Genomic DNA, 16,577 nt, shown 5'->3' on the forward strand with positions numbered 1-16,577 from the left:
ACGACATTGCACTACAATACAGGCCACTCGTTACATTGACGAGTGGCCTTTTCTTTATCCGTGATAAATCAATTATATAATGTAAGTAACTGGCTATTGCGCTTTTAACAAAACTTGTTACTATTGCCACACATATAGTCGGGGGGCCTAATAGGCTGAGATCGCATATTTATTGCGAGACCCGTTGAACCTGATTCAGTTAACACTGACGTAGGGAACTATCGATCTTGCTTCTCATGATTTGACCTTCTGCGTCTCTCAATCTTTGGCTTGATAAAGTTCCTGAGCGTCAGCTCTAGGGATATTTATGCTAAAGGTTATAACAAACACATCAACACCAATCGTATTAACGATTGCAGGGTCTGATAGCAGTGGTGGTGCTGGTATCCAAGCTGATATCAAAGCAATCTCAGCAACAGGTAGCTATGCTTGTTCTGTAATCACCGCAATTACTGCGCAGAATACTCTCGGTGTATCCGCTATTTTTCCCATCCCGCTTGAACATATCGAAAAACAACTCGATGCCGTTTTTAGCGATTTAAATGTCGTGGCAGTGAAAGTCGGAATGTTAGCTGATTCCGATATTATCAACGTCGTCGCCGCTAAAATCCAACAATATAAGCCCGCCTTTTTAGTCGTTGATCCTGTCATGGTTGCCACCAGCGGCGATTTATTGCTAAAAGAATCTGCGATCAGTACGCTTAAATCGGCACTGCTACCATTAGCCGATTTGATCACCCCTAACCTACCCGAAGGTGCTGCTTTAATTGGTTCAGACGTCCCGACCAATCAAGATGCAATGGGTAACATGATTAACCAATTACGTCAGCTTAATGTCAACGCTGTACTGTTAAAAGGCGGTCACTTAGAGCAGGATGAAAATAGTAACGATCTACTCATCTTCCAAGACCATGTTGAACAGTTAACCGCAAAACGCATTAATACCCAAAATACGCACGGCACTGGCTGTACGCTATCCTCTGCAATCGCATCCTATTTGGCACAAGGTCATGATTTACTACAAGCGGTGAAGTTAGGTAAGCAATACATCTCTAATGCCATTGCCCATGCAGATGAATTGAATATAGGCAGCGGCCACGGCCCAGTAAATCACTTCTTTTCTGGTCACGCAGATGTCTAACGCCTCACAGACAAGGCTTAAACTTAAAGAGAGCCTTGCGATCAATATATCGATTAAAAACGGTTATTTACGTTATAACGACAATATTGAACCCGTATTAAGCAAACTAAACATGGCGATTCTAGCTCGGCAGTGGACCTGTATTTTAGGTCGTAGCGGCTGTGGTAAAACCTCGCTACTGCGTTATCTTGCAGGCTTGTCAGATCAGCAGGTCGTATGGTCTGGAGAACTCTCAATTAATGCGAGTCACTTAGTTCAACCAGCCTTAACCAATCAAATTGCTTACATGGCACAACAAGATTTATTGCTGCCTTGGTTATCTGTGCTCGACAATGTCACGTTAAGCAGTAAATTCGGAACAGAAAAATCCACACCAGACACTGACAAAGCACTCGATCTACTGGCTAAGGTCGGCCTTGCTGATAATGCCAATCGTTTTCCGCAACAACTGTCTGGTGGCATGCGTCAACGCGTGGCGCTGGCAAGAACATTAATGCAAGACAAACCCGTGGTATTAATGGACGAGCCATTTTCAGCCTTAGATGCCGTGACTCGTTATCGATTACAAGATCTCGCTTGTGAATTGTTAAAGAATAAGACCGTCGTTTTAATCACACACGAGCCCCAAGAAGCGATCCGCCTCGCTGATCATATCTATATTATGCAAGGCAAACCCGCTAGAGCAGCATACTTGCAAGTACCGACATCGGCGAAACCACGTCTATTCGATGCTGAATGTGCGCAACTACAGCAACAAATAATGACTTGTTTAGCACAGGAATATGGAGCTGAACATGCGTGATATCGTTAGTTCGAACCTTACACATCAACAGACTAACAAAGACAGGCGGCAACCAGTCTATATTAGCCCAATACTGCGCATTATCATTAGTGCGCTTGTTATCATCGGATTATGGCAAAGCATTGTGGTCATTTTTGAAATGCCCTCTTTCATTCTTCCCGCACCGCTAGCTGTTTTTGAACGCTTAATCGAGCGCCATGAGGTATTGCTTAAGCACACATTAGTGACCGCGCAAGAAATTGTATTTGGCTTGTTACTCGGTTTATTCATGGGGCTGTTTTTTGCGCTGCAAATGCTGTTATTCAAACCCATTAAGCATTGGCTATTGCCTATTTTGATTGCGAGCCAAGCCATCCCTGTATTCGCCATTGCACCGGTACTGATGCTTTGGTTAGGTTACGGTATGGCCTCCAAAATAGTGATGGCAGCATTAATCATCTTCTTTCCCGTGACTACCTGTTGTTATGACGGTTTGCGTAATACGCCAACAGGCTATCTGGATCTGGCTAAAACCATGGGCGCAACCAAATGGCAAATGCTACGTCATATTCAACTGCCAGCGTCGTTACCAACATTAGCATCGGGTATCCGTGTAGCGGTGGTGATTGCGCCGATTGGTGCTGTAGCAGGTGAATGGGTCGGTTCGAGTGCAGGCTTGGGTTATCTCATGCTCCAAGCGAATGCACGCATGATGATTGATGAAATGTTTGCCGCATTGCTGATCCTATCCGCCCTGTCTGTCTTACTTTATTTTATCACTGACAAAGCATTGAAGAAGCTCATTCCTTGGGACTTTTAACTAGCCAATGCTAATCACAATAACTTAATCCCCATATAGCAACTTACGATAAAAACTAAAAATATAACAAGGACATTTAATGAAAAACAACATCTTATTCAAGGCCGCAATATTTACAGCAGCTATGTTATCGGCAAACGCACATGCTGAAACGAAGACCCTAACACTGATGTTAGATTGGTTTGTTAATCCGAATCACGGACCAATTATTATTGCCAAAGAGCGTGGTTACTTTGCAGAGCAAGGGGTGAATGTGGTGATCCAAGAGCCTGCAGACCCAAGCATGCCACCAAAACTTGTCGCCGCAAATAAAATTGATCTGGCGATCACGTATCAACCCAATTTAACCATTGATGTCGCGGCTGGTTTACCCCTAATCCGTTCTGCAACCTTAATTGCAACACCACTCAATACCTTGATGGTACTCGACAATAATAAAATTAACGACATGTCTGATTTAAAAGGTAAAAAGATTGGTATCGCGATTGCCGGTAACGAAGAAGCAACTGTCGGAACTATGCTCAAAACAGTCGGCGTTAGCTACGATGACGTACAGATCATTAACGTAGGCTGGGCGCTATCATCATCGCTTGCATCAGGTAAAGTCGATGCAATTTGGGGTGGCCTACGTAATTTTGAAACCAATCAGCTTGAACTTGAAGGTTTTAAAACAAAAGCATTCTTCCCTGAAGAGCACGGCGTACCAGCCTATGACGAACTGGTATTTGTTGCCAACGCCAATACCTACGACAAAGTGGCTATCCAGGCCTTTAATAAAGCACTAGAGCAAGCAACTACCTACATTGTTAATCACCCACAAGCATCATGGAAAGAGTTTGTCGCGTATGCACCTGATACGTTAAATAACGAACTAAATAAACGTGCTTGGAACGATACCCTCACCCGTTTCGCGCTACGCCCTTCTGCGGTTGATTTAAAACGTTATGACGATTATGCCGAATTCATGTATTCGCAAAAGATCATCAAAACAATCCCTAAAGCACAAGATTACGTACCGACTCTCTAGAAGATAACCGAGAAACTAGGATACATAAACAATGAACCATCAAGATCTAATTAATGCCTGTCGTGAAGATTGGAATGCCTATACACAGCATGCGTTTGTGCAACAATTAGCGCAAGGAACATTAGCACAGCCGAGTTACTTGCATTACCTTAAACAAGACTTCTTATTTCTTAAACAATATGCCCGTGCTTACGCATTAGCTATTTACAAAGCGCGTACCTTAGCAGATATGCGTAAAGCACTGCCAAGTGTGCACGCATTGCTAGACTCTGAAATTGGCCACCACGTTACTTACTGTGGTAATTGGGGGTTAACTGAATCAGATTTAGAAGCAGAGCCAGAAGACTTTGGCACAGTGGCCTACACTCGTTACGTACTCGATGCGGGTATGGCAGGTGATATCGTCGACCTCTATGCAGCACTCGCCCCCTGCTCTATTGGTTACGCTGAAATTGGTCGTAACCTAGCCGCTGATGTAAATACCACGCTAACCGATAATCCATTTGCAAGCTGGATTGAACTCTATAGTGGTGATGAATTTCAACAAGGTGTCGCACAAGGTACCGCACATATTGATGAGCTATTAGCTGAAATAGATGTCAACAGTCAACGAGGTTGTAATTTGATACATGTATTTAGAACTGCCACTCGTATGGAAATTGCATTTTGGCAGCAAGGACTTGATGCCGCTTAACATATAGTGCCCCCCTAGAACAAAATAGCGCGTGAATATAATGAAATATTAACGCGCTATTTTTTAAACGCTTACTGGTTACAACAACTATCTACTATCTACAACCAAAGTCTTTTAATCGGCGTATCAGGTGAAAAATGATAATGGATCTGAGCTTGTAATAGCTCAGCTGTCGCAACTGCATCGGTAAGTGCATCATGCGGCGGGTATGCTGGTAAATTATAACGAGAACGACTATTAGCTAATCGAATAGAATCCTGACGTTTACGTTTGAATAAACTGAAAAAGCCCTTGGTTTGCGCATCTTGCACATCCGCTTCTATCTGCATGGTATCAACAACAGGAAACACAATACCTTCATTAATTAAACTACGTAAATTACTATCAAAAAAATCACGTTCAATACGGCGGTAATGAACCACAACAACCTTTCCCGCCAATGCCTCTAATACAGGCTCTAGTATCCGTAACAAATCGGGTGCACCTTTTAGATCTGTATGGGTAATACCGTGAATAATAATGGAATTTTCTTGTAACTTATCCTCTGGATCAATATACCAATGCTGCGCTTGCCGACAAAAAATACGTTTCAAATTAAACGGCACCAAGCCAATGCTAATAATGCTATTCTGTTGTGAATCAAGCCCTGTCGTTTCAAAATCTAACGCAACAAAATCAATATCACTTAATTTCGTTTCATCATGATACATGCCAGTCCGGTAAAAAGACTTTAAACGTTCATCCTTACTCTGGGCTACCTTAACTTGATAAAACGCACCCCAGTTTAAAATCTCTTTATTGATAAAGTTATGCATTAATAACCCCTACATTTTATTGGCGGTATAACGATATTTTAAAAAATTCTGCGCATTACTTAAAACCAAAAAAGCATCTTTAAGGTTACGTCGCTCAAATTCCGACATATTCTCGGGTTCAATATTATTGTCTGGTTCAATTTCCGACTCCACATCTAACGCTTGGTGACGTAAGCGAACTAAGGAAATAAGCTCCATCGCATGCTGTAAATCCTGCCCTTTTGATGGCGGCAGGATCCCCGCTTCAATAATATCTTCCAAACGTTCAAATGAATTTTGCGATTGAGAACCAATCGCTAATCCATGCACCCGAATCAAATCTGCCAGCGGTGCTGTACCACGACGTTTTAAGTTAATTGAATTGTTATGACGACCATCTTTCTCCATCACAAAGTTTTTGAAGAAACCCAGTGGCGGCGTACGGTTTAATGCATTACGTGCTAAACACGCTAAGAATCGGTTGTTTTTCTTCGCCCGACGTAGAATAAAGGCATTTAGCTGTTCAGCCCATTTAACACGACCATACACCCCCGTTAAATCAAAGAAAATAGAGCAATTTAATAACGCTTGTGGATTCGGGTTATCAATCCAGTCAGCGAAGCAATCTTCCCATTCAGCTTGAGTTTTACGAAACTCTGGATTAGTCGCCATAATATCGCCCGTACAATAGGTATAGCCACATGCAGCTAATCCATCACATACAAACTTAGATAATTTTTCAAAATATGCGTTGTGCTTCTCATTATCATAACTATTATCTAAAATAATACCGTTGTCTTGGTCTGTTACAATCAATTGCTCATCACGAGCCATTGAGCCCAAAGCTAGGAAACAATAAGGAACAGGAGGCTGACCTAATTCTTCTTCGGCAAGTTCGAGTAATCGCTGTTTAAAACTGCGACCAATCTCGGACATTGCGCTACCAATCATGTGTGAGTTAGCATCTTCATTGACCATACGTACAAAACAATCTTTAAGCTGCTTAGAAAGTAAAACAAGATCTTCAATATTTTGTTGCTGGAAAATACTACCCGACAACAACAAACTATTTTGAGATTCATAACGAATAATATCGGCCACTTCAATAAGGCCAATAGGTTGCTTGTTTTTTAAGATAGGTAAATGATGGACGTTATAGCGTAGCATCATCAGCATTGCTTCTGAGACATAGGCATTATGATCGAGTGACATCAATTCTGTCGACATAACATCAGAAACAGGATTATCAACACTCATACCCGTCGCAATCACTTTTGCACATAAATCATGCTGAGTGATAATACCGACAAAATCACTCCCATCTTCATGGACAATAGTCGGATCATTAATCAGTACCGCTGATACATTTTCTTCCGCCATCACCTTGGCAACATCTTGAATTGACGTCGTATTTTTTAACATTACTAAGTCTCGACTTAATAATGTTTTAACTTTTGAAGTGGTTAATGAGTTCGCATCATCGTTATTATCTTCAACAGCTTGTTTTAATCGAATAGTGCCTTCCACTTCAGAAAAATCAGAAAATGCTTCATAACGTTCGCAAAAATCATGGAAGAGCGCTTCTGGAATGCAATAAACAAGCGTATCTTTTACCGCTTTAGCTGGAAGTCGAACCTTATTATTGGCTAATAAACCCATCTGGCCAAATATCTCACCTTGATCGAGACGGTTATATAACTCACCTTTGCGGCGGTATATTTCCACCACGCCACTGCGAATAAAGTACAGATCATGGATCTTGTCGCCATATTCAATAATCATCGAATCTGCACGAAAGTATGATATCTCAATACTTTTAACCACTTCCTCTAACGCTTCTTCAGGAAGTTGATCAAAAGGTTGATACTGGCTGATAAAGTTTTTAATTTCTAGTAGTTCGATTTCCATTTTTACTCTACTTATAAATATGCCGAAGCACGTTCAATTAAAGATTCTGCTTGTCGACGTAACAGCCAGTCTGCACCCAATGTTATCGACTTTTCGGCCAGTGAACGGGCTTGCTTATAGTTGCCTTGATAGAAATAACGCTCCCCTAAACGGAAATAAGTTTCTGGATAACGTGGCGCGATTCGGATAGCCCGCTCTAATGATGCAATAGCAGCACGATTATCACCACTGCTTACCTGTTTGTTAGCTCGTTTCATGAGTGATAATACCGCTGCTGGTGCTTGAGCCGTATCATCTACCGGTGCTGGTTTGGGCTTAGCTTTTGGCTCAGGTTTATTTTGTTCACCCGAAACTGGAGCTGTATTATTCGTCTCTTGCACTTGCGTACCATTGGAATTGTACGTAGGTATTGTCCCGCAGGCAGTTAAAAGTAATGGCAGTGCGAACAGACACACGCGTTTTATTATTTTCATGTTACTTCCAAAATTAATGTTTAATGACAAATAGCATTATTCGACAAGATCACGGAACCACTCAATCACTCGCTTAACCCCTTGATTACAACGTAGTTCAATTTCAGGTTCATAACCACTCATAAAAGGCAGCGGGATCGAGTTAAGACAACTACCTTGGCTACCTTGACCAGTATCACGATCAACCCAACCAACTGTAATATTCTGTGGCGGCAAGTTCTGAATCGGCAATGCTGAACGTTGACGGAAAATATCTGCCCAAACACGTAAAGCCCCACTCGAACCTGTTAAGCCAGTCGTCACATTATCATCACGCCCCATCCATACAACGGCCATCATGTCTCCAGAGAATCCAGCGAACCAACTGTCTCTTAGATCATTCGTTGTGCCCGTTTTACCGGCGACTTCAAAGTTTGGTAGCAACCATTCGAGAGCTCTCCCCGAGCCTTCATGCGTAACAGCTTGCATCGCATGACGCAGCATGTACACAGAACCAGCATCAAAGCGCTTGTCAACGGCTAACGGATAACGCTTCAACACATTACCCTTTGGATCAACAACGCTACTAATAGCTAATAAAGGTGTATAGAAACCATCCGCAGATAATGTTTGATACATTTGAGCAACGGTTAATGGTGTCATATCGACCGCACCCAACGTGATCGATGGTAAAGCCGCTATACGTTGTTCGACACCAAGACCATGGATCGTATTAATGATCTTATCTAACCCTATCTCATTGCCTAAGCGTGCTGTTGCTTGGTTATAAGACTTAGCAAGCGCTTTATATAACAATACTTCACCATGATCTTTCTTATCGTAGTTTTTAGGTGACCAAATGTCCCCATTAGGTAAATTTAAGTTATATTCATCATCACTGATCAAGGTTGACAGATTATACTTTTCTGGTTGCTCTAATGCTGTCAGATACACTGCAGGTTTAATTAATGAGCCAACTTGACGCTTAGCATCAATAGCACGATTAAACCCGGCATAACGCGTATTCGCGCCACCAACGATAGCAATAACAGCGCCTGTATTTGGTCGCGTTATCACCACAGCACCTTCAAGTTTAGCGCTCAAGCCATTACGTTTATGTCGAGCAATAAATTTGGTGAGACTTGACTCAGCGCTACTTTGTACAAGTGGATCAAAATGCGTAAAAATAGATAAACCATTCTCACTTAAATCTTCAACTTTATAGTCTCGCTGTAATTGGCGGCGAACTAAATCAAGATAAGCGGGAAATCGCTTGGTGCTACTCGCTGTTTGCTCACCCATGCCTAACGGTTGCGCTTTTGCTGCTGCGGCTAACTCACTGTCTAAACGACCTTCACGAACAGCAATATCTAACACTAAATCACGACGTTTAAGTGCTCGTTCAGGGTTTCGCCAAGGATTGTAATAGCTTGCGCCACGTACTAATGCAACCAATAAGGCTTGCTTATCAAGTGACAAATCCATAAGTGATGTTTTAAAGTAATACTGACTCGCCAAGCCAAAGCCATGGATAGCACGAGGGCCATCTTGACCAAGATAAATTTCGTTAATATATCCTTCTAAAATCTTATCCTTCGAAAAATGGAATTCAAGTAAGATAGCCATCAATGCTTCTTTTGCTTTACGGCTAAAGGTACGTTCAGAACTCAGATAATAATTTTTAACCAGCTGCTGAGTCAGTGTTGACGCGCCTTGAGAAATACCACCTTGTTTAATATTCGCCACTAATGCACGGCCGATACCACGAACAGAAATACCAAAATGTTCATAGAAACCATCATCTTCAACCGCCACTAACATTGCCTGTAAAGACGCTGGGACTTCAGATAACTGTACGAGCAATCTATCTTCGTTATGCGCAGGATAAATACCACCAATGACAACAGGCTCTAATCGTAAAAGGCCGACCCCATCGTCAGCATCCAGTTTAGCAACCATGCCATCATTCAATACCAACGAAATATTGCGTGGCGGTTCTAAGCCATCACTAAATTGGAATCCGGGCGTATAAATACGAACTTGATTACCTCGAATATTTGCTTGTCCGGGTTTAGTCGGACGAGCAACAAATTTATAACCTAATAAACCAAGTTCAGTTTTTAAATCCGCCGTCGTTAAGGCCGCGCCTTCGTATAATTCGAGCGGTCTCGCGTAAACCGTCGATGGTACAGCCCACTTATTTTCATCAAATGTTGAACGAATAATAATATCTAAATAAATCATTACGGCTAACCCGATAACCACCGGAATCAGTAATAACTTCCACCATAAACCACTGCGTTTTGTGTTCTTACTGCCTTTTACATTCTTATTCACAAGCACCTCTGGTTGTCACTTCATCGTCAATGACAACTGATTAAATCTGTTACTATGTTCAAATAATAACATAGTAAATACACTCTAATCGATATTGAATTTAAAGTAATAGCCACGACTTTAAATTGTAAATCGGACTTAAATCAGCATTTATACACCGTATTAACCCCGTCACTATTACTACAAAATTTGTTAGAAAACGACGATTAACCCCACATCCACCACCTTCAAATGAAACAGTAAGTGATTATATTGGAAAACAACCTTTTCCCCTTACTAAATCAACTTTAATAACATCGAAAGCAGTAGATCAATATCACTAACATCGTTTGATTTATTAGATAATATACTGATAAACAACTTATATTATAGCGAAATTGGTTCTTGTAACTATGATTAAAAAAACACGGCATAGTTCACATAAAACAAGGATCAACGATGAAAAAATTAATCCCCCTCATTTTATCACTCACTACAATAGCAACAACCTCAGCCATCGCTGAAGATAAAACATCTGGCAATATTGACTTCTATCTCGGCGCTAAAACCGGTTATATATATACCGCATTTGACAAACTCGATCCTAAAATACCCGCTACTTTTCTTGTGGGTATTCAAAAAAGTGCCTTTGGTTTAGAGTTTGAAGGTACTTTTGTCGATATGGATAAAAACAATATTGATTTGGAATATAAATCATACGCTATCTACGGTACGTATCGTACATCAGGTAAATATTATGCAAAATTAAGGGCCGGTTATTTAGACGAAACACTGAAATCGGACACAACAAAATGGAAAGACGATGGTTTTTCTGGCGGTATATTATTTGGCATTGAACTTGGTGATGCATTCACGGTAGAAGTGGGCTATACCGTAATTAAAGCAGATTTTAAATATTTTAGTTTAGGCGGTAATGTTCATTTTTAACCACAAGGGATAGTCAATTACTTGAACTATCCCTTTGCCCAAAATTAATAAGCACTAATAATTAAGCTTTAACAGTTTTGAATTTGTTTACTTCTTTCGCTAATACCGCAGCTTTATCAACAGGCTCAGTAAAGAATACAATCACAGTAACCGCAACTAATAATGCCGAGAAAGCAAAATAAGTATTGTTAGTTGAGCCTGTAACAATGGCTAAGAAACCACCGAAGAAACCTGATACACCCCATGCGGAATATAGGATGCCGAAGTTAGTACCGTAATTTTTTAGACCATAGTTATCCGCAGTAATTGTTGGAAATACACCGAATAATGCACCGTATGACATCGCACCAATTGCAATCGCAACCATCAATGGCATTTGCGTTGTAATTGTAGTGAAGAATGCCATGTTACCAGCTTGAAGCATGAATATTAAAGCAAGCGTATTGACTCGGCCAATCTTATCAGAGATTAAACCACCAACTACACGTCCACCCGTGTTAAAGATAGCAAGTAAAACAACACCGAATGCTATTTGGTCTGGTGTTAAACCAATTGATTTGCTGATACTACCAACAGAACCAATAAGCATGATTCCTGCAGCAGATGAAACCATAAACATTACCCATAACTGGTAAAATTGAGGCGTTTTCAGCATTTGTTGCCAGCTAAGATTGATATCATCACTTGATGTAGCCGCTTGCACCTCTGATGGGTCTGCACTGTAATCGGCAGGAGGATCAATAAGCATAGACGCGAGTGGGATAATCGATAATATGCCAGCACCTAATATTTTGAATGTATCGTAGATACCATAGCTTGCAATGAGGCTTGTAGATAATGGAGCGAGGTATACAGCAGCCAGTGCAAAACCACCCGCAGTTAAACCACTTACTAAACCTTTTTTATCTTTTGGCCACCATTTCATGGTACTTGGGCTAATACATGCGTATACGAAACCCATACCGGCACCAACAATACCACCAAAGGTGAATTTAAGTTCTGCTAAGGTCGTTGTATAACCTGAAGCAATAAGCCCAAGACCAACGAGAGAGATGCCAAACATGGCTACTTTTCTAGGGCCTATCTTGTCTTGTAAGATACCAGCGATAAGTAAACAAGTAGCAAATGTGAAAACGGAAATTTTGTACGGTGATACGACATCTGCTACATCCACATTTAATGCTTCTGCGAGAGGTACAGTGAAAACACCCCACACGTATAGGATACCGATGGTTAAGTTAATGCCGATACCCGTTAATAATATTTGCAGTGGTTTATTAGTCATTTTGTCCTCAAGATCACACAATTGTGTAAACTTACACGTGTTGTGATCTAGTTAGCGAGTGACGCCCTGCTATGCAGATTTATACCCCTTAAGCAGGGTGATACAGACTTCGTTCAATCTGTCAGATTTACAAGCTTCGCAAGGCAAAAAAAAAGGGATAACCAATTACTTGAGCTATCCCTTTAACACAAATTAATAAACGCTAATGATTAAGCTTTAGCCGCTTTTAATTTATTTTCTTCTTTCGCTAATACAGCTTCTTTATCAACTGGTTTAGTGAAGAAAGCGATGACAGTAGCAGCTACTAAAAGTGCCGCAAAAGCAAAATAAGTATTGTTAGTTGAACCGGCAACAGTTGCTAAGAAACCACCGAAGAAACCAGATACACCCCATGAAGAATAAAGGATGCCGAAGTTAGTACCGTAAGTTTTTAGACCGTAGTTATCAGCAGTAATTGTTGGAAATACACTTAATAGTGCACCGTATGACATAGCACCAATTGCAATCGCAACCATCAGCGGCATTTGCGTTGTAATGGTAGTGAAGAATGCCATGTTACCCGCTTGAAGCATGAATACTAAAGCAAGTGTATTTACACGGCCAATCTTATCAGAAATTAAACCACCAACGACACGGCCACCTGTATTAAAGATAGCAAGTAAAACAACACTGAATGCAATTTGCTCTGATGTCAGACCAATTGATTTACTAATGTTACCAATACTACCAATAAGCATGATACCTGCAGCAGCTGAAACCATAAACATTACCCATAACTGGTAAAATTGAGGCGTTTTCAGCATTTGTTGCCAGCTAAGATTAATATCATCGCTTGATGCCGCCGCTTTCGCTTCAGATGCGTCAGCAACATAACCTGCAGGTGGCGCAACAAGCAGAGACGCTAATGGGATAGCGATTACTAATAGGCCCGCACCTAAGATTTTGAATGTATCGTAGATACCGTAGTTTTCGATAAGGCTTGTAGATAATGGCGCTAGGTATACAGAAGCAAGTCCGAAACCACCCGCAGTTAAACCACTTACTAAACCTTTTTTACCTTTTGGCCACCATTTCATCGCACTTGGGCTAATACATGCGTATGAGAAACCGATACCGGCACCAACAATACCACCAAAGGTAAATTCGAGTTCTACTAAAGTCGTAGTGTAACCTGAAGCAATAAGACCAAGACCAACAAGAGTCACACCAAACATAGCCACTTTTTGAGGGCCAATCTTGTCTTGTAAAATACCAGCAATAAGTAAACAAGTAGCAAATGTGAAAACAGCAATTTTATACGGTGCTTTTACATCTGTAGCATCAACGTTTAACGCTTCAGCTAGAGGTACAGTGAAAACACCCCATGCGTATAAGATACCGATAGTTAAGTTAATGCCGATACCAGCTAATAGAATTTGCAGTGGTTTATTACTCATTATTGCCTCAAAATTACAAAGATTTCGGCAATTTACACGTTTTGTGATCTAGGTTCAACTTTTAATTCAAAATATATTGTTTTTGTTGATATAAAGCATTACTAGAAAAGAGAAGGACAATTTAAATATATATAAATAACAACGAATTAAAGATTAATATTGCAATTATAAGCCTTTCAGTAATATTTTTAGCACTACAAACCAAAAAATAGACTTCTCACCATCATTAAAAGTAGCATATGAGTCTTTAGTAAAGCCAAAGCGCTAGGCCAAAATTGTATTCTTACAAACTAAAAAACGCATAAAAAATGGGCACCGAAGCACCCATTTAGTCATTAATCATTTATTACTGATTAAAGTACTGCAGCAATCGCTTTACATAAAGGCTGCATATTATCTTTGGTCATACCAGCAACACTGATACGGCCAGAACCGACAATGTAAACAGCGTGCTCATCTTTCAATGTAGCCACTTGTTCTTTAGTAAGACCTGAAAATGAGAACATTCCGTTCTGACGAGTAATAAAGCTATAGTCTCCAGTCACACCCATTTCAGCAAGTGTTGCTACAAATAGCTCACGCATTTCATGGATACGAACACGCATTTCAGCTACTTCTGCAATCCATTGATTACGTAATGTTTCATCATCAAGAATAATCGCAACAATCGCTGCACCATGTGCAGGTGGGTTTGAGTAGTTTGCACGAATACCAGATTTAATTTGACTAAATGCTGCAGCCGCAACATCTTGATCTTTCGCAACTAGCGTTAGACCGCCAACACGTTCGTTGTACAAACCAAAGTTTTTAGAGAAAGAATTCGCAACTAATAGCTCTTCACAATGCTCTGTAAATACACGTAGACCAGCAGCATCTTCTTCTACACCTGTTGCAAAACCTTGGTATGCAAAATCAAACAAGGGTAATAGTTTTTTGTTCGCACATAATTGCGCAAGTGTAGTCCACTGTTCAAGCGTTGGATCAATACCCGTTGGGTTATGGCAGCAACCGTGGAAAAGTATGACATCACCCGCTTCTGCTTCTGCTAGAGATGCGAGCATTGCGTTGAAATCTAAACCGCGCGTTTCAGCGTCATAATAAGCATACTGCTTAACTTCTAGACCTGCAGTGTTAAAAACATTACCGTGATTTGCCCATGTTGGATTACTTACCCAAATGCGATCACTTGTTAAATGACTTTTGATAAAATCGGCAGCTGTACGTAGTGCACCAGTACCACCCGGTGCTTGTGCTGTAATTGCACGTTGCTTCGTCACAACCTCACTATCAGCACCAAATAATAGTTTTTGTACTGCAGACGCATACGCTTTATGGCCTTCAATACTTAAATAACTTTTACTTTTTTCTTCATCAATTAATTTTTGTTCTGCTAATTTAACTGATTTTAAGATAGGCGTTTGACCGGTTTCATCTTTATAAATACCCACACCTAAATTGATTTTTTCGGCGCGTGGATCTTTAGCAAATGCTTCAGTTAAACCTAAAATTGGATCTGCTGCTGCTGTAACGATTTTCTCAAACATGGTATTCCCTATCTGCTTGTAATTAAACTACGTATTAAACCTAACATTTCACTTATTTATACCATCACAACCTCTAAATTCATAGCGATGTGGCAAAAAAATGGCTGAGATATAACAAATAATGTCAGAGATGAATTGCATTAGATCGATGTTCCATTACGTCACTCTAAAACAAACGACTTGTCCCATTTCGCTTGCGTGGTCACATTTCAATTACGTCTTAGTATTTAGGTTTTAATACTTCAAATAAATCATAGACATAAGATAATAAATCAATTAATTTATTCAACATTATCAGAGGTAAGTGGAAAGCAACGCAGAAAATATAGAATAATACACAATATATCCGATTTACTGATGAATCATGAATAAAAATTGAGATGTTATTAAGTGTCATCAAAAATAACGCCTTGTAACAATAATGGACGGTATTATTTTATGCTAAATATTTTATTTTTATTAGCCCCAATTTTCTTATTACTCATTCTTGGTAAAGTGATAAAAAAGACCCTAGTGACTGATGAACAGTCCTGGTTTTCTATAAATAAAATCACCTATTTTGTTCTATTTCCAGCTTTTACATTTAACAAAACATCGACCATGGATTTTGGCAATATTGCATTGTTAGATTATACAGTCGTATTGATTATCGGTTTTTTTTCTGCAGTATTTATATCTTACTTAATAGGTAAAATTGTAAATATTGATCCCCCTTCTTTAACATCTATAATTCAAGGGGCGGGAAGGCATAATTCTTTTATAGCTTTAGCGGTATCAGCTCAATTACTCGGTGAAAAAGGGATTATCCTTGGCACGATCACCATTGCTATATTGGTTCCATTCTCGAATATTTTCATGGTGTCAGTCATGTCTTCCATGTTGCATAAAAATACAGGGAAAAAAATAAATATACTGAATCAGTTATTATCAAACCCAATTATCATATCCATTTTTTTTGGCCTGTTAATTAACTATATTGGATGGGGAAAGGATCCGATATTATATGAGATAACAAAAATTCTTGCAGGGGCAACCCTTCCAGTCGTTCTCTTATGTATTGGCGCTAGCTTACAATTTTCAAGCTTTAAAGGTCAACTCACATTCTGCTTATTATCATCGTTTTCAAAAATGATCGTATTTCCAGCCGTCGTATATTTTACGGCAACAATGCTCAGTTTACCTCTCAATTTTATTATCGTAGCGATGATCTTTGCCATTTCACCTACATCACCAGCAGGCTATCCGTTAGCTCAACAAATGGGAGGAAACGCGCCTTTAATCGCAGCCATCATTTCATTGCAAACAGCAGTCTCAATATTAGTACTTCCTTTGATGATTATGCTCATACAGGGTTAGTTAATACTTCTACTAACTGCGTTGTTAATTTTACAATTAGAATAACTAGTTACGGCTATTGAAGTTTATTCAAAA

General features: G+C 40.0%; 14 protein-coding genes and 1 riboswitch. Of the genes, 7 read left to right on the forward strand and 7 right to left on the reverse strand.

Translation table 11 applies throughout. The annotated features are described in order from the left end of the window. Positions 1 to 129 precede the first annotated feature (129 nt). Positions 130 to 234, forward strand: a riboswitch (TPP riboswitch). A 73-nt stretch (positions 235 to 307) separates the two neighbouring features. The 5 genes from thiD (at position 308) to tenA (ending at position 4,463) form a co-directional block, all read left to right on the forward strand. Continuing rightward, a complete protein-coding gene (gene thiD / locus AKG98_RS08065) occupies positions 308 to 1,141 on the forward strand; it encodes a bifunctional hydroxymethylpyrimidine kinase/phosphomethylpyrimidine kinase (protein ID WP_067043957.1) in 834 nt (277 codons plus the stop codon). Further along, a complete protein-coding gene (locus AKG98_RS08070) occupies positions 1,134 to 1,943 on the forward strand; it encodes an ABC transporter ATP-binding protein (RefSeq protein ID WP_067043959.1) in 810 nt (269 codons plus the stop codon). Before thiD ends, AKG98_RS08070 begins: the two co-directional genes overlap by 8 nt. Beyond that, entirely contained in the window at positions 1,936 to 2,742 is an 807-nt protein-coding gene (locus tag AKG98_RS08075; RefSeq protein ID WP_067043962.1) for an ABC transporter permease, read from the forward strand. Before AKG98_RS08070 ends, AKG98_RS08075 begins: the two co-directional genes overlap by 8 nt. Positions 2,743 to 2,821: 79 nt before the next feature. Then, entirely contained in the window at positions 2,822 to 3,769 is a 948-nt protein-coding gene (locus AKG98_RS08080) for an ABC transporter substrate-binding protein (RefSeq protein WP_067043965.1), read from the forward strand. A gap of 31 nt (positions 3,770 to 3,800) precedes the next feature. Continuing rightward, the gene (gene tenA, locus AKG98_RS08085) at positions 3,801 to 4,463 is read left to right on the forward strand and encodes a thiaminase II (protein WP_067043968.1); all 663 of its coding nucleotides are present in this window, start codon (positions 3,801 to 3,803) and stop codon (positions 4,461 to 4,463) included. A gap of 98 nt (positions 4,464 to 4,561) precedes the next feature. Here tenA and AKG98_RS08090 read toward each other — a convergent pair whose 3' ends face one another. From AKG98_RS08090 to mrcB, 4 genes are read right to left on the reverse strand one after another with little or no spacing between them, the layout of a single operon-like run. After that, the gene (locus AKG98_RS08090; RefSeq protein WP_067043971.1) at positions 4,562 to 5,278 is read right to left on the reverse strand and encodes a 3'-5' exonuclease; all 717 of its coding nucleotides are present in this window, start codon (positions 5,276 to 5,278) and stop codon (positions 4,562 to 4,564) included. A gap of 9 nt (positions 5,279 to 5,287) precedes the next feature. Continuing rightward, a complete protein-coding gene (locus tag AKG98_RS08095) occupies positions 5,288 to 7,165 on the reverse strand; it encodes a DUF294 nucleotidyltransferase-like domain-containing protein (protein WP_067043974.1) in 1,878 nt (625 codons plus the stop codon). 11 nt (positions 7,166 to 7,176) lie between these two features. Then, positions 7,177 to 7,638: a tetratricopeptide repeat protein gene (locus tag AKG98_RS08100; protein WP_067043977.1), complete on the reverse strand. Its 462-nt coding sequence runs from the start codon at positions 7,636 to 7,638 to the stop codon at positions 7,177 to 7,179. Positions 7,639 to 7,674: 36 nt separating this feature from the next. Then, positions 7,675 to 9,954, reverse strand: coding sequence for a penicillin-binding protein 1B (mrcB, locus tag AKG98_RS08105; RefSeq protein ID WP_067043978.1), 2,280 nt, complete (start codon positions 9,952 to 9,954; stop codon positions 7,675 to 7,677). A 438-nt stretch (positions 9,955 to 10,392) separates the two neighbouring features. Here mrcB and AKG98_RS08110 point away from each other — a divergent pair, with 438 nt between their 5' ends. After that, positions 10,393 to 10,881, forward strand: a complete 489-nt coding sequence (locus AKG98_RS08110) for a hypothetical protein (protein WP_067043981.1) — start codon at positions 10,393 to 10,395, stop codon at positions 10,879 to 10,881. Between the two features lie 61 nt (positions 10,882 to 10,942). Here the strand turns inward: AKG98_RS08110 and AKG98_RS08115 are convergent, their stop codons facing one another. The 3 genes from AKG98_RS08115 to AKG98_RS08125 all read right to left on the reverse strand — a co-directional run bounded on the left by AKG98_RS08115 (position 10,943) and on the right by AKG98_RS08125 (position 15,146). Beyond that, a complete protein-coding gene (locus AKG98_RS08115; protein ID WP_067043984.1) occupies positions 10,943 to 12,166 on the reverse strand; it encodes an OFA family MFS transporter in 1,224 nt (407 codons plus the stop codon). 209 nt (positions 12,167 to 12,375) lie between these two features. Next, the gene (locus tag AKG98_RS08120; protein WP_083543915.1) at positions 12,376 to 13,602 is read right to left on the reverse strand and encodes an OFA family MFS transporter; all 1,227 of its coding nucleotides are present in this window, start codon (positions 13,600 to 13,602) and stop codon (positions 12,376 to 12,378) included. A gap of 353 nt (positions 13,603 to 13,955) precedes the next feature. Further along, a complete protein-coding gene (locus AKG98_RS08125) occupies positions 13,956 to 15,146 on the reverse strand; it encodes an amino acid aminotransferase (RefSeq protein WP_067043987.1) in 1,191 nt (396 codons plus the stop codon). A 438-nt stretch (positions 15,147 to 15,584) separates the two neighbouring features. On the opposite strand from AKG98_RS08125, the gene AKG98_RS08130 reads away from it, so the two are divergent. Next, positions 15,585 to 16,502 carry an AEC family transporter gene (locus AKG98_RS08130; RefSeq protein WP_067043990.1) on the forward strand — a complete coding sequence of 306 codons (918 nt, stop codon included), beginning with the start codon at positions 15,585 to 15,587 and terminating at the stop codon, positions 16,500 to 16,502. Positions 16,503 to 16,577 lie beyond the last annotated feature (75 nt).

The organism is Moritella sp. JT01 (assembly GCF_001574435.1).
In the GTDB taxonomy this organism is placed as follows: Bacteria; Pseudomonadota; Gammaproteobacteria; order Enterobacterales; family Moritellaceae; genus Moritella.

Excerpts from the sequence above, each read along its gene's own strand:
- thiD (WP_067043957.1), top strand. The coding sequence starts at position 308 with ATGCTAAAGGTTATAACAAACACATCAACACCAATCGTATTAACGATT.
- AKG98_RS08070 (WP_067043959.1), top strand. The coding sequence starts at position 1,134 with ATGTCTAACGCCTCACAGACAAGGCTTAAACTTAAAGAGAGCCTTGCG.
- AKG98_RS08075 (WP_067043962.1), top strand. The coding sequence starts at position 1,936 with ATGCGTGATATCGTTAGTTCGAACCTTACACATCAACAGACTAACAAA.
- AKG98_RS08080 (WP_067043965.1), top strand. The coding sequence starts at position 2,822 with ATGAAAAACAACATCTTATTCAAGGCCGCAATATTTACAGCAGCTATG.
- tenA (WP_067043968.1), top strand. The coding sequence starts at position 3,801 with ATGAACCATCAAGATCTAATTAATGCCTGTCGTGAAGATTGGAATGCC.
- AKG98_RS08090 (WP_067043971.1), bottom strand. The coding sequence starts at position 5,278 with ATGCATAACTTTATCAATAAAGAGATTTTAAACTGGGGTGCGTTTTAT.
- AKG98_RS08095 (WP_067043974.1), bottom strand. The coding sequence starts at position 7,165 with ATGGAAATCGAACTACTAGAAATTAAAAACTTTATCAGCCAGTATCAA.
- AKG98_RS08100 (WP_067043977.1), bottom strand. The coding sequence starts at position 7,638 with ATGAAAATAATAAAACGCGTGTGTCTGTTCGCACTGCCATTACTTTTA.
- AKG98_RS08110 (WP_067043981.1), top strand. The coding sequence starts at position 10,393 with ATGAAAAAATTAATCCCCCTCATTTTATCACTCACTACAATAGCAACA.
- AKG98_RS08115 (WP_067043984.1), bottom strand. The coding sequence starts at position 12,166 with ATGACTAATAAACCACTGCAAATATTATTAACGGGTATCGGCATTAAC.
- AKG98_RS08120 (WP_083543915.1), bottom strand. The coding sequence starts at position 13,602 with ATGAGTAATAAACCACTGCAAATTCTATTAGCTGGTATCGGCATTAAC.
- AKG98_RS08125 (WP_067043987.1), bottom strand. The coding sequence starts at position 15,146 with ATGTTTGAGAAAATCGTTACAGCAGCAGCAGATCCAATTTTAGGTTTA.
- AKG98_RS08130 (WP_067043990.1), top strand. The coding sequence starts at position 15,585 with ATGCTAAATATTTTATTTTTATTAGCCCCAATTTTCTTATTACTCATT.